This is a genomic window from Nocardia heshunensis (genome assembly GCF_054782115.1).
Window position 1 is genome coordinate 1,027,309 of the sequence record NZ_BAAGTC010000002.1, and the last position, 12,459, is coordinate 1,039,767.

A 12,459-nucleotide genomic window follows, 5' to 3' on the forward strand; every position below is an offset into this window, starting at 1 on the left:
CCAATTCTCACGCCAGGAAGTCGACAATCGCGTTAGAGAAGGCCGGGTCGGCGACGGCGGCGAGATGATCGCCCTTGACGACCACGCATCGGCCATCGGGCAGGGCGGCGGCGAGACGTTCGGGTTCGGCCGCGAACGGATCGGCGTCGCCCGCCAGCACCAGGGTGGGAATCGTGATGGCGGAGAGGTTTTCGATCGGCGCCTCGTTGATTCCGGCGGCGACATCGGCAATAGCCTCCCGGTCCGCGCCCAGCGCGTCGGCGAGCGTCCGGAACATCCGCGCCTGCGGCACAGCGTCGCCGATGTCGCCCGTCATGGCATTGACGATGTCGTCGGCCTGAATGACACGCCAATCGATGCCGCCGCAGTCCACCACACCGCTACCGATGCCGCCGATGACCAGCCGCTCCACCCGCTTGTCCGCGCTCGCGACCAGCAGCGAGATGATCCCGCCCATCGAATAACCCACCAGCGCAACCCGATCCAGCCCCAGCTCGTCGAACAGCGCCCGCACATCGTCGGCCATGAACCGCCACGAGTACCGCGCCGGATCATGCGGCTTCTCCGACCGCCCATGGCCCCGAGCATCCAGCGAGATGACGTGATGCCCGGCCTTCCGCAGTGCGGCCACGACACCGACGCTCATCCAGTTGGCATTGGTGTCAGCCACAATCCCGTGCTGAAGGACCACCGGCACACCCTCGCCCTCCCACACCGTGTAGTTGAGTTCGAGTCCGTCCCAGGTAGTGAACTTCGCCATGGCCGCGATGCTAGTCATGCCCGGAGGAGGCCGACGCCGCAACGACGGGAACGTGACCGGGACTGCGGCGAGAGGCTCGGCTCAGCCGATCCGTGCCACGACTGCGCGGGGCAGTAGTGGCATCACCAATGCCAGTACCCGCCACGGCCATTCGGGCACCGAGGCGCGCACGGCCTCGCGTTCGATGGCGGCGACCATCGCGTTGACGCCCTTGTCCAGCGGGGCGACGAGCTTGGCGTCTCCGGCCTTGGCGGCCATGTCGGTGGCGATGAAGCCAGGCTGGACGGTTGTCACCTTGATCGGGGTGCGGCGCAGTTCGATGGCGAGGCCCTCGCCCAGCGCGGTCATGCCCGCCTTGCTGGCGGCGTAGGCGGCCTTCTTGCCGGGGAGGCCGCGCACGGCGCTCATGGACGAGATGAGCACCAGGTGACCGGCGTTCTGTTGGCGGAAGATGCTCATGGCGGCCTCGGCCTGCGCGAGTGCGCTCACGAAATTGGTGGTGGCCGTGGCGAGATTGGCGTCCGCGCGGCCGGTGCCGATGCGGGCGCCCTTGCCGATGCCGGCATTGACCACGACCCGGTCCAGGCCGCCGAGTTCGGCGGCCAACTCTTCGAAGACCTTGGGGATGGCCGCGTGGTCGTCGACGTCGAGCCCGCGCACCGCGACGGTGATGCCTGGATGCGCGGCGAGCAGCTCGTCGCGCAGTTCCTCCAGGTTCGACACCCGGCGGGCGCACAGCGCGAGATCTCGTCCGCGCCGTGCGAATTCGCGGGCCATGCCCGCGCCCAAGCCGGAACTGGCGCCGGTGATGAGAATCTTCTGCCTGCTCATCCCGCCACCCTAACCGCGCCTACGGGTTTCCTTCGCCGGAGAAGGGTTATCCGGCGGAGCCCGTGTTCGGCTGGACCGGTTGCAGGTGCCAAGCCCCGCAGTTCACGGTCGAGAAGCCGACGTCCGTCGCCTTGATCTCCACCACGACCGGCTTCGACCGGACGAAATCGCTGGCGATGATGTAGTAGTTCGGGTCCGGATAATCCTGTGGCGTCTGGATCTTCCACAGCCGCCGCCAGAAGCAGCCACCTGTGCCCGGATCCGGCGTCCCGTCGCCGATATAAGTCCCCGGTTTGATATCCACATTGACCAGATAGGTCCCGTCCACCGTGATATCGGTGGCGGGTTCGGCCGCCGCGATTCCGGATCCGGCGATGGTCAGCGCGGATGCGAATGCTCCCGCGGTCAAGAGCGCGCCTGCACGCACGATTTTGCCTCCCTGAGCAGCTCACTGCACCGCACGGTTCCCGGCGTGCGGCGTGTGGGTGATCCCCGCGTTCTCCCGGGGAGGGGTCTATCAGAAAATTCGGTCTGTTTTCGGGAAATCGCCGGATTTCGGCAATTGAACAATCGCGGGCGATGCTCTTTCGGGCTCCGAAACGATATTCAAGGCATGGAGAGACTTCGCCCGGTCGCGACCGGATGTACCGGCGATTGTGCCCGGTTGTGTACCGAGGCGGGCCTGGCGGCGGTGCTCGCCGCCGATCGCGGCCTGTTGCACTGGCGGGCCATGAGTCGCCTCGGCGACCCGGGTCTGGCCGAGCACGCCGTGCAGGAGACCCTGCTGCGGGCGTGGCGGGCCTGCGCCAGCTACGACCCGAATCGGGGCAGCGTGCGCACCTGGCTGCTCACCATCGAACGCAACGTCCTCATCGACACCGCCCGCTTCCGGGCGTCCCGCCCCGGCGACACCAGCTGGGACGAGATCGGGGAACAGACCGAAAATCACTGTGCCCGCCCCGATTTCGTGGAAGATCTGACCGACGGTCTGTTGGTCGCCGATCTGCTGGAGCAGCTCCCGCCGCCCCAGCGCGACGCGGTCGTGCAGGTCATCCTGCGTGATCGCGCCTATCAGGACGTGGCCGCGGACCTGGGCATACCGGTCGGCACCGTCAAAACACGCGTGCACTACGCATTGCGTTCCTTGCGCCGACTGCCCGTCAGCGCGTGAACCCGTAGCGCTCCCCGCACGTCGAACTAGAGTGGCCGCCGGAAAACCGGTCCGGCCCCCGAGCGAGGAGTTACCGATGACCGAGAAAACCCTGAGCCCCGGCGGATTCGCCGTGGACCGCCGTACCGCCCTGGCCGCCACCGCGGTCGCCGCCACCGCCCTCACCGTGGCGGGTTGCAGCAGCACGTCGAACCAACCGGCCTCGGCCGCCCCCAATGCCACCGCTGCCAAGGCCGACGACCCCGCCGCCAAGAAGGACGGCGACGAACTGGCCTATACCAAGGACGTCCCCGTCGGAGGCGGCGTCATCGCGGGCGACACCGTTGTCACCCAGCCCACCGCGGGCCAATTCCAGGGCTTCTCGTCCACCTGTACCCACCTGGGCTGCAAGGTCAACGAGGTCACCGACGGCCTGATCAAATGCCCCTGCCACGGCAGCAGCTACCACCTCGACGGCACGGTCGCGGGCGGTCCCGCCCCCCGAGCCCTCGACTCCAAGCCCGTCCGCGTAGACGGCGACAAGGTCGTCCCGGCTTAATTTCGGCTCCATTCGTTCCAGACGGTGCGTCGCGACCGCGCTCGGAATTTTCCGGGCGCGTCGTCCCTGGCTGCCTTGCCGCTTGCGGGATAGTGGGCGGGGTGGTCGTTTGCCTGCTGTGTCCGTCAGCGCTCTGAGCAGCTGTTTCTGGACGCCTGACCACGTGTAACGGTTTCATCACGAAGCTTGCCAGAAGGTAACTGATGTTGCCAGAGTGACCAGAGTGAACTGCTGGGTCTGGTGTTACTAGTGGGAAGGGAGGGGCGCTCAGCCCCGAGCGCCGTCCGCTTATGAAGCCAAGCATCACTAAGGCCGGAATCTGCACCGCCGTTACCGCGGCGGCGATCACCGCCGCGGCCGGGCTCGTTCCGGTCGCTGCTCTGGCCGCACCCGCACTGCCCGAGCTGCCGCAGAAGCTCGCCGGGAAGACCATCTTCCTGGACCCGGGCCATCAGGGCCCGAATCACACTCAGGACGAGAACAAGCAGGTCAGTGATGGCCGCGGTGGCACCAAGGCGTGCCAGACCACCGGCATGACCAGCCTGCACGGCGTCGCCGAGCACACCATCAACTGGAATGTGGCGCAGCTGGTCCGCACCTCGCTCGAGGGACTCGGCGCGCACGTGGTCATGAGCCGGCCGGACGACACCGGCTGGGGTGGCTGCGTCGACGAACGCGCGCAGGCGGCCAATGCCTCCGCCGCGGACGTCGCCCTCAGCATCCACGCCGACAGCGGTCCCGCCTCCGGGCGCGGCTTCCACCTCATCGTGCCGCAGCTGCCGGTGCCCGACGCCAAGGTCAGCGAGGTGCAGTCCGGTAAGGGACTGGCCGCCTCCAAGGCCATGCGAGATGCCTACGTGCAGGCCGGATATCAGGAGGCCGGCTACAACGGGGCGGTCGACGGACTGCAGACCCGCGCCGATATCGCCGGTCCCGCGCTCACCACCGTGCCGGACGTGTTCCTCGAAATGGGCAACGGCGCCAATGCCGAGGACGCGGCACAGCTGGAAACCCCGGAGGGACAGCTCAAACACGCGGTCACCATCGTCACCGGCATCGCGTCGTATCTGCTCGGGGTGCCGGTGCCCGCCGACGCGGAGCAGGCGACCGGTCCGGGAACCCAACCGGGACAGCCGATTCCGGCGCAGCCCGCCCAGGCACAGGTGCCACAGGCTCAGGTTCCGGCACCCGTGGAGACGCCGCAGCCGGTGGCTCCGCAGGCTCAGGTCCCGCAGGCTCAGGCTCCGGCCCCGGCCGAAACGCCGCGGCCGGTGGCTCCCGCGCAGGTGCCGCCGGTGCAACCGCAGGCGCAGGTGCCGGGACAGGCGCCCGGGCAGTCGGCGCAGACTCCGGTGCTGCCGGGGCAGACTCCGGCCCAACCGGGACAGACTCCCGCGGCTCCCGCTCCGGCACAGGCGAATCCGGCGCAGCAGCCGGGTGATCCGGCGCTCTCGGGCGGGTTGGATGCCTTCCAGCAGCTGGCCGACACCTTCCTGGGCCTGGCCCAGGGGGCCGGGAACGCACCGCAGGCCCAGACCCCGCCGCAGGCTCAGACTCCGCCCGCCGCGCAGCCGGGTCAGGCGGCGCAGCCGCAACCGGCGGCCCCGCAGGTGGTTCCGGCCCAGCGTGGCGTGCCGGGCGCGGCCCCGGCGGTGAAGCCGGTCTCGGATCCGCGTGGGCCGCAACGGCAAGCACCCGGCACTCAGGGGCAGACGCCCGGCACCCAGGGTGGAGCGCAGGCTCCGGCCCCGGCCAGCCCTGGCGTGCAGGCGAATCCGCCGTCTCCGTCGCCGAAGTCGAAGTCCGACGGTGGCGGACTGGATGTGGACACCATGAGCACGTTGGTGCAGTCGGCCATCAAGTTCTTCGGCCCGCTGGCCAAGATGCTGCTGGGCAATACGGGTGTCAGTGCCGACCTGCTCAACCTCGCCTACAGCGTGGTGTCGGTGCTGAGCACGAACATGCTGGCCACGCCCGCCACGAAGTAGTCACCCGCTCCGCGCATTCTCGCCCCCGCTCTGGATCATCCAGGGCGGGGGCTTTTTTCGTTCGCGCCGGCACCTTCGGACCATTCGGCACCTTCTGTCCCATATCCGGCGAACAGACGAAGCCGGGCAAACTTTTCGCGACCGCGAAACGCGCGGGCCCGGACGACTGCCGACGGCCTGGACAGCCAGGTTGTCGCGGTAATGCGGCGCACGTGCGGACAACTTCGTGTCCGGTGGTTGGCAAGCATCCGGCGCAGGAGTTGCATGAATTCGGGTCGGGTCAGACGCGCTGGCAATTACGGCTCGACAGATCGAGGTGGATGATGGCGTTCGGCGTGGGTTTGTCTATCGGCACGGTGAATACGGTCTGCTCGACAGCGGCCGATCGATCCGGAAAACATCCGCCCGGCCGCCGCGGAGCCCAGCTTCCGCCCACGACGTGGCGCACCACCCTCACCTTCGACAGTTCCGGTACCGCACGCGTCGGCCGCATTCCCCGGCACGGCCGCGTCATCACCGAATTCGCCGATCTCACCCAGCGGGGGGCTCCCGTCGCCCGGGTCGGGCATCGTGCGCTCTCGGCCGCGGACCTGGTGGCGACGGTGGCGTTCAGCGTGGTCACGGAGGTGCTGGGCAAGCCCCCGGCCGAGTCGCTGGTCAACGGGGACGCCGGTATCGCGGTGACCCATCCGGCCGGTTACTCCGCCAATCTGGTCGCCGATCTGCGTTCCGCGCTGGACGGGGTCGGGTTGTCGCAGGCCACGCTGGTGGCCGAGCCGATCGCCGCCGCCACCTGGCTGGCCGCCGAACGTGGGCCGCTGACACCGGGTTTGGCGTTGGTCTACGACCTCGGCGGTTCGGGGCTGGACATCACGCTGCTGCGGGTGGGCATGGGCACCCCGACCAACCCGGTGGTCGGATTGCCGTTGCATTCGGTCGAATACGGCGGCCGGGCCTTCGGCGACATGGTGGCCCGCAAGTTGCGGCGCACCTCGGGTTCGCAGGTGGTGCCGCGCGGGCTCTCGGACGCGGATTCTGGTGAGCTGCGCAGCGAGCACATTCGCCGTTCGCTGGCGCTGGTCTACAAGTGCCTGCGCATCGCGGATGTGACCATGGCGGATGTGGATCGGATCCTGGTGGTCGGCGGCGCGGCCCGTCCGCCGGAGGTGGCGCAGGTGCTCGCCAAGGAATTGGCGCGGCCGGTGGTGGTGGCTTCGGATCCCGAGCGGACGATCGCCGACGGTGCGGCGCTGGCGGCCCGGCAGGCCTTGCTCGAGCAGGATTCCTCAGGCCATCGCCATCACTCGATCACCGGGTTGTTCCGGCGTGTCGTGCGGGTGGCGGCCCTCTGAACTGATCATTTGCCCTGCTACTCGCGGGTTTATGTATATATACATGCCAAGTCCCGCTAACTTCTGCAAGCATGGTGCGAACACGTTGTTGACGCCTCTCCTGTTTGGTGTAACTATGGGGAACAGATAACTGCTTCCCGAAACTGGAGAGGTGACGACGATGTCTCCGACCACGACGCCCATCGAAGACCCCGTGGTGGCCGAAGCACAGGAGTACGCCAACAAGCTGCTCCTGCTTTCGGAGGGGTCGGTGAACAAGCACTTCGACCCCTACGAGGACATCGACTGGGACAACCCGGATTTCGATGCCGATGCCCGTCCCGAGCGCTGGATCCTGCCGGAGTCCGCGGACCCGCTCGGTCGTCACGAGTGGTACCAGTCGCTGCCGGTCGAGCAGCAGATCGCGCTCGGCAAGTACCGCCAGGCCAATATCGCCAAGGTCGGCCTGCAGTTCGAGTCCATCCTGATCAGCGGCATGGTCAACCACACCTTCGGTCTCGCCAACGGTGACCCGGAATTCCGGTACTGCACCCACGAGATGTCCGAAGAGCTCAACCACACCCTGATGTTCCAGGAGATGGTGAACCGCATCGGCGCTGACGTGCCCGGCATGGGCCCGCTGGTCAAGCAGTTCCGTCTGCTCGGCGTCCCGATCGCGATCATGTTCCCGAACCTGTTCTTCATGGCCGTGCTCGCCGGCGAGGAGCCGATCGACCACATCCAGAAGCAGATCCTGCGCTCGGGTGAGGAGGTGCACCCGATCATGCGCGGCGTCATGTCGATCCACGTCGCCGAGGAGGCGCGCCACATCTCCTTCGCACACGAGTTCCTCAAGCAGCACGTGCCCGAGGGCAATGTCGGCAACCGCTTCGTGCTCTCGATCGCCATGCCGATCGTCATGTTCATCCTTGGCCGCTCCATCGCGACCCCGCCCAAGAAGTTCTTCCAGGAGTTCGACATTCCGGACTCGGTGCGCAAGGAGCTGTTCTACGGCTCCAAGGACGCCAAGAAGGTCTTCAGCGACTACTTCATCGACGTGCGCGCGCTGGCCAAGGACATCGGCCTGATGAACCCGATCTCCAAGCAGGTCTGGAAGCTGTTCGGCATCGACGGTCAGGCCTCGCGTTACCGCTCGGAGCCGATCCGCTCCGGCAAGGCCGCGTAGGAAAGGGGAGCGTCCAATGCCGTACGTTGTCACCCAATCCTGTTGCAGCGACGCCTCGTGCGTCTACGCCTGCCCGGTCAACTGCATCCATCCGACGCCGGATGAGCCCGACTTCCTGACCGCGGAGATGCTCTACGTCGACCCGCAGGCATGCGTGGACTGTGGCGCCTGCGCCACCGCGTGCCCGGTCGACGCCATCACCTCGACGAAAAAGCTGACGGACGAACAGCTTCCGTTCATCGAGATCAATGCCGACTTCTACCGGCAGGAGCGGCCGCGGCCGCTGCTGGCCCAGCCGATTCCGGCGGCGGAGGTCAAGCGCCGGGAACCGTTGCGGGTGGCCGTCATCGGCTCCGGACCCTCGGCCATGTACGCGGCCGACGAATTGCTCACGCAGCCCGGTGTTTCAGTGACCGTGTTCGACCGGGTGAGCACGCCGTACGGCCTGGCCCGCTTCGGTGTCGCGCCCGACCACACCAAGACCCGCAAGGTGAGCGAGCTCTTCGATGTGATCTCGGCGCAGCCGGGATTCGGCTCGTACCTGAATGTCAATGTGGGCGAGCATGTTTCGCACGAGGAGTTGCTGGCGCACCACCACGCGGTGATCTACGCCGTCGGCGCGTCCTCGGATCGCAAGCTCGGCATCGCGGGGGAGGGGCTGCCCGGCAGCGTCTCCGCGACCGACTTCGTGGCCTGGTACAACGGCCATCCCGCGCAGGCCGCCCGGCACTTCGACCTGACGCAGCGGCGCGCGGTGATCGTGGGCAACGGCAATGTGGCCCTCGACGTGGCGCGCATCCTGACCACCGATCCGGAACTGCTGGCCGGTACCGAGGTGTCGCAGCGGGCGCTGATCGCGCTGCGGCGCAGCAATATCGAAGAGGTCGTGATTCTCGGTCGGCGTGGTCCGGCCGAATCCGCCTTCACCGTGCCGGAATTCGTGGGACTGCTGGGCGCGGACGTCGACATCGTGGTCGAGGGCGAGATTCCCGACGTTGTCGAGGGCATGTCGCAGAAGGTCGAGCACAAGCTGAAGCTGTTGCGCGGCTTGGCCGATCGGCCGGTAGGCGGTCGCAAGCGGATCGTGTTCCGGTACCTGACCGCGCCCACGGCGATCGCCGGGGTGGATCGGGTGACCGGGGTCGAGGTGGTGCGCAATGAGCTCGTCACCGGCGATGACGGCCGGGTGCACGCGGTCGCCACCGAGGACGTCGAGACCCTCGATGCCGGGCTGGTGCTGGCTTCGGTCGGGTATCGCGGTGTGGCGTTGCCGGGGCTGCCGTTCGACGAGCGGTCCGGGATCATGCCGAACACCGACGGCCGGGTGACCGAGGAGTCGGGTGGCGCGGTGGTGCCCGGTACTTATGTCACCGGCTGGATCAAGCGTGGGCCGACCGGTTTCATCGGCACCAACAAGTCGTGTGCGCAGCAGACCGTGCGGCAGCTGGTGGACGATTTCAATGCCGGTCGGTTGACTCAACCGAGCCGGAACGCAGGCGATTTCGATCGACTGGTCCGTGAACGTCAGCCGCACGCCATTCGTGGCGGCGCGGTGAACCGGCCGCGCCGGAAGCTGCCGCTGCTCGTGCGGCGCTGAACCGGACCTGAGGTCGGATAAGGCCGCCGTACGCGAATCTCCCACGCGTACGGCGGCCTTCGTCATTCCGGCGGGTTCTGGTGCGAAATATGCACTTTCGGGACGAGTCGGGCGTACCGCCGTGCCGTCCCTGTGCCGAGCCCGCTGACATTCTGCGCCACGCAACATATCCGGCACGGCTTCGGCTGCGAATCCTCGTGGTCTCCGCGTACGCAACATACCGATGCCGTTGTGCGAGTTGTAATGCCGCGTTTGCTCGGAACGACATCAGCGGTAGTAGAGAAGATTTCATCGCGAATCACGGACGGTGAAGCGGCCCGCGTGGGGGATTCCCGGGTAGCTACCGACCAGTGATCGGTAATTCACACTCCCGAACTGACGTTGCGGTTTTGTTTTTCGGACACTACTTGCCTACCGGTTGGTATGAATTAAAAATTCGCTGCACCGTAGCCACCGAGAAAGACTGTTCGGTTGCTTTTGTCTCGCAGTCGGATTCGATCTTGCTGGAGATATTGCCTGACCAGTAGATTCGCCACCTTCGCTACTGGACGCGAAATCTTTTCCCCCGATTCGATATTCATCCCCCGCTAACGCCAGTTAACCTGAACCAGCTGTTTGGTAAACGACCGCGACCACATGGTTGGTACGCCCGTGGAGGCCGTGGTCTCGGTGCGTTGACGGGATAGCGATGACAGTTGGCTTTGGCATGAGCATCGGCACAGTGAACTCTGTATGGGCGACAACGGCCGGTGATCGGAACCGGCCCGCGGTGCGAGTTCGTCGGACGGCTGTCACCTTCGACAGCGCCGGCGGCCCACATATCGGGGGAATTCCCCGATTCGCCCCGGTGGTCACCGACTTCGCCGATCTCACGTCCGAGCCGGACCCGGTGGTCATCGGCGGGCGCATCTGGTCCCCGGCGGATCTGGTGGCCGCCGTGGTGAACGGGCTCATCGAGACGAACGCGCCCGAGGCTCCCGCCGTAACCACCTATCCCGCTTGCTATTCGGACAAACACGTCACGCGATTGCGGCGGGCGCTGGACTGGTCCGGCGCGGCGGACGTCACCCTCATGCCGGAGCCGGTGGCCGCCGTCGAATGGCTCGACGAGGAATACGGCATCTCCGAATCCGGGCTCACCCTGGTCTACGACCTCGGCGGCAACAGCCTCGACCTGGCCGTGGTGCGCACCGAGGCGGACGTCGACGAGCGCGGCATCCTCGGCCGGGCCGAACGCTCGCACGAGTACGGCGGCCGCCCGCTCGGCACGCTGCTGGCCCGCTACGCGCGCAGCATCGCGCCGCAGAACACCCAGCCGGTCTCGGCCGTGGTCCCGGCCTCGGACACGAATCGCCTGCGCAGCTGGCACATTCGCAATTCGCTACGGCTGGTGCGCTCGGTCGTACACCGGGCCGGACTGCATATGGACGAGATCGACCGGGTGCTGCTGATCGGCGGTGCGGCCCGGCCCGCCGAGGTGGCGCGGGTGCTGGCCGACCTCGGTCGGCCGGTCATCATGTCGCCCGACCCGGCGCACACCGCCGCGGTGGGTGCGGCCATCGCCGCGTTCCGCAGCATCGACACCGGCTCGGCCATCGGCCGCTACGCGCCGCGCGCCGCCGTGATCTCCGGTGCCGCAGTCGCTTCCGCGCTGGCCATGTCGGCGGCCACCGTCCTCGGCGGGCCGGTCGCCGGGCCACCCGGACTGCAAGCCGCCCCCGAACCGACCGAACCGCCTTCCGGCGCAGCCGTTCTCGGCACCGGTGACGTGATAGTCCTCGAGGACGCCGCCGCGCCACCCGGATCCCACCCCCACGCCGTGGCGACCGTGGCCGCCGTCCGCGCGTATGTCCCCGTCGCCCCGACGGTCACCTCGACCTGGGTCAACGGCCGCCCGGTCGACACCACCAACGGCGGCACCCACTGCGAAACCCGAGCCCTCGCACCGGATCCGGTCACCTACGCCAACCCGGCCCAGTTCACCAACCCGCTGCCGTTCCAGGACTACGCCTGGACCGTGGGCGCCCTCCCCAAACTCCCCGCCGTGAGCATCCCCGGCACCGTCCAACCGATCTCCGGCACCCTCCCGGTCGGAACCGCCCCGGGCGCCACGCAACCCGGCACCCCACCGGCCGCAACGCCACCCGGCACCGGCCAGCCCGCAACCGGCCAACCGGCCTCGGGGCAACCTGCCACCGGTCAACCCGCCGCGGGCCAACCGGCTGCCGGTGACCCCGCCTCGGGCCAACCCGCCGCAGGCCAGCCAGCCGCAGGCCAGCCAGCCGCCGGTCAGCCCGCCTCGGGTCAACCCGGCACCGCTCAACCCGGCGGCACCACACCGGGCAGTACCTCGGGTGGCACCCAACCGGGCAGCACCGGCGGAGCCCCAGCGGGCGACGGTAGCGGCGCGAGCGGCGGAACCAACACCGGCGGAACGCCTTCCGGTGGAGCCCCCGGCGGGTCGACGCCCGGCGGCGGTACTTCTACAGGCGGCGGCGCAACCGGCGACCCGGCCGGTGCCCACACCGGCGCACCGGGCAGCTCGACCCCCGGCGGTGCCGGGGCGGGCGGCACTGGCGCAGGCAGCGGCACGGGTGCTGGCGGTGGAACCGGAGCGGGCAGTGGAACCGGTGCCGGTTCGGGTGCCGGAACCGGTGGCGGCAGCGGAACCGGCGCGGGCGCAGGCAATCCCGGCGGTGCCCCTGGCGGCTCGAGTCCGGGCGGTAGCCAGGCCGGGGGAGGCGGATCCCCCACGGGCGGTGGAATCGGCGGCGGCGCAGGAACTTCCGGCGGCTCCGCACCCGGCGGCAGCCACGCCGGTGGCGGCGTGGGCGGCGGAACCGGCGGCGGCATGGGCGGCTCAGGCGGCGGTATGGGCGGAGGCGGCATGGGCGGTGGTGGCGGAATGGGCGGTGGCGGTGGCCACTCCGGTGGCGGCGGGGGAGGTGGCGGCGGTGGCCACAAGTAGTCCCGACGAATACTGCCGATCCCCCCAACCCACGCTGATCGGCCGCACCGATTCAAGCGGCCCACCGACGGCCACCGTCTGTGAGATAT

Annotated in this window: 10 protein-coding genes; 7 read left to right on the forward strand and 3 right to left on the reverse strand. The window is 68.3% G+C overall.

Annotated elements, in window-relative coordinates:
• Positions 1-7 precede the first annotated feature (7 nt).
• The 3 genes from ACYVN4_RS04915 to ACYVN4_RS04925 form a co-directional block, all read right to left on the reverse strand.
• Positions 8-760 (reverse strand): alpha/beta fold hydrolase, encoded by a 753-nt coding sequence (locus ACYVN4_RS04915; RefSeq protein WP_460718015.1) that lies wholly within the window; start codon positions 758-760, stop codon positions 8-10.
• A gap of 81 nt (positions 761-841) precedes the next feature.
• Positions 842-1,591, reverse strand: a complete 750-nt coding sequence (locus tag ACYVN4_RS04920; protein ID WP_460718016.1) for an SDR family oxidoreductase — start codon at positions 1,589-1,591, stop codon at positions 842-844.
• A 46-nt stretch (positions 1,592-1,637) separates the two neighbouring features.
• Positions 1,638-2,018: a hypothetical protein gene (locus ACYVN4_RS04925; RefSeq protein WP_460718017.1), complete on the reverse strand. Its 381-nt coding sequence runs from the start codon at positions 2,016-2,018 to the stop codon at positions 1,638-1,640.
• A 186-nt stretch (positions 2,019-2,204) separates the two neighbouring features.
• Here ACYVN4_RS04925 and ACYVN4_RS04930 point away from each other — a divergent pair, with 186 nt between their 5' ends.
• The 7 genes from ACYVN4_RS04930 (at position 2,205) to ACYVN4_RS04960 (ending at position 12,370) form a co-directional block, all read left to right on the forward strand.
• Complete coding sequence (locus ACYVN4_RS04930; protein WP_460718018.1) at positions 2,205-2,762, forward strand: sigma-70 family RNA polymerase sigma factor; 558 nt, start codon at positions 2,205-2,207, stop codon at positions 2,760-2,762.
• A 76-nt stretch (positions 2,763-2,838) separates the two neighbouring features.
• Entirely contained in the window at positions 2,839-3,300 is a 462-nt protein-coding gene (locus tag ACYVN4_RS04935; RefSeq protein WP_460718019.1) for a QcrA and Rieske domain-containing protein, read from the forward strand.
• Between the two features lie 290 nt (positions 3,301-3,590).
• Positions 3,591-5,288: an N-acetylmuramoyl-L-alanine amidase gene (locus ACYVN4_RS04940; protein WP_460718020.1), complete on the forward strand. Its 1,698-nt coding sequence runs from the start codon at positions 3,591-3,593 to the stop codon at positions 5,286-5,288.
• A gap of 335 nt (positions 5,289-5,623) precedes the next feature.
• Positions 5,624-6,640: an Hsp70 family protein gene (locus ACYVN4_RS04945; protein ID WP_460718021.1), complete on the forward strand. Its 1,017-nt coding sequence runs from the start codon at positions 5,624-5,626 to the stop codon at positions 6,638-6,640.
• 160 nt (positions 6,641-6,800) lie between these two features.
• A complete protein-coding gene (locus ACYVN4_RS04950; protein ID WP_460718022.1) occupies positions 6,801-7,805 on the forward strand; it encodes an AurF N-oxygenase family protein in 1,005 nt (334 codons plus the stop codon).
• A gap of 16 nt (positions 7,806-7,821) precedes the next feature.
• Entirely contained in the window at positions 7,822-9,402 is a 1,581-nt protein-coding gene (locus ACYVN4_RS04955) for an FAD-dependent oxidoreductase (RefSeq protein ID WP_460718023.1), read from the forward strand.
• 847 nt (positions 9,403-10,249) lie between these two features.
• Positions 10,250-12,370 (forward strand): hypothetical protein, encoded by a 2,121-nt coding sequence (locus tag ACYVN4_RS04960; RefSeq protein ID WP_460718024.1) that lies wholly within the window; start codon positions 10,250-10,252, stop codon positions 12,368-12,370.
• Positions 12,371-12,459 lie beyond the last annotated feature (89 nt).

What these genes read in the sequence shown, in the direction of transcription:
- ACYVN4_RS04915 (WP_460718015.1), bottom strand. Translation starts at nt 760, where the DNA reads ATGGCGAAGTTCACTACCTGGGACGGACTCGAACTCAACTACACGGTG.
- ACYVN4_RS04920 (WP_460718016.1), bottom strand. Translation starts at nt 1,591, where the DNA reads ATGAGCAGGCAGAAGATTCTCATCACCGGCGCCAGTTCCGGCTTGGGC.
- ACYVN4_RS04930 (WP_460718018.1), top strand. Translation starts at nt 2,205, where the DNA reads ATGGAGAGACTTCGCCCGGTCGCGACCGGATGTACCGGCGATTGTGCC.
- ACYVN4_RS04935 (WP_460718019.1), top strand. Translation starts at nt 2,839, where the DNA reads ATGACCGAGAAAACCCTGAGCCCCGGCGGATTCGCCGTGGACCGCCGT.
- ACYVN4_RS04940 (WP_460718020.1), top strand. Translation starts at nt 3,591, where the DNA reads ATGAAGCCAAGCATCACTAAGGCCGGAATCTGCACCGCCGTTACCGCG.
- ACYVN4_RS04950 (WP_460718022.1), top strand. Translation starts at nt 6,801, where the DNA reads ATGTCTCCGACCACGACGCCCATCGAAGACCCCGTGGTGGCCGAAGCA.
- ACYVN4_RS04955 (WP_460718023.1), top strand. Translation starts at nt 7,822, where the DNA reads ATGCCGTACGTTGTCACCCAATCCTGTTGCAGCGACGCCTCGTGCGTC.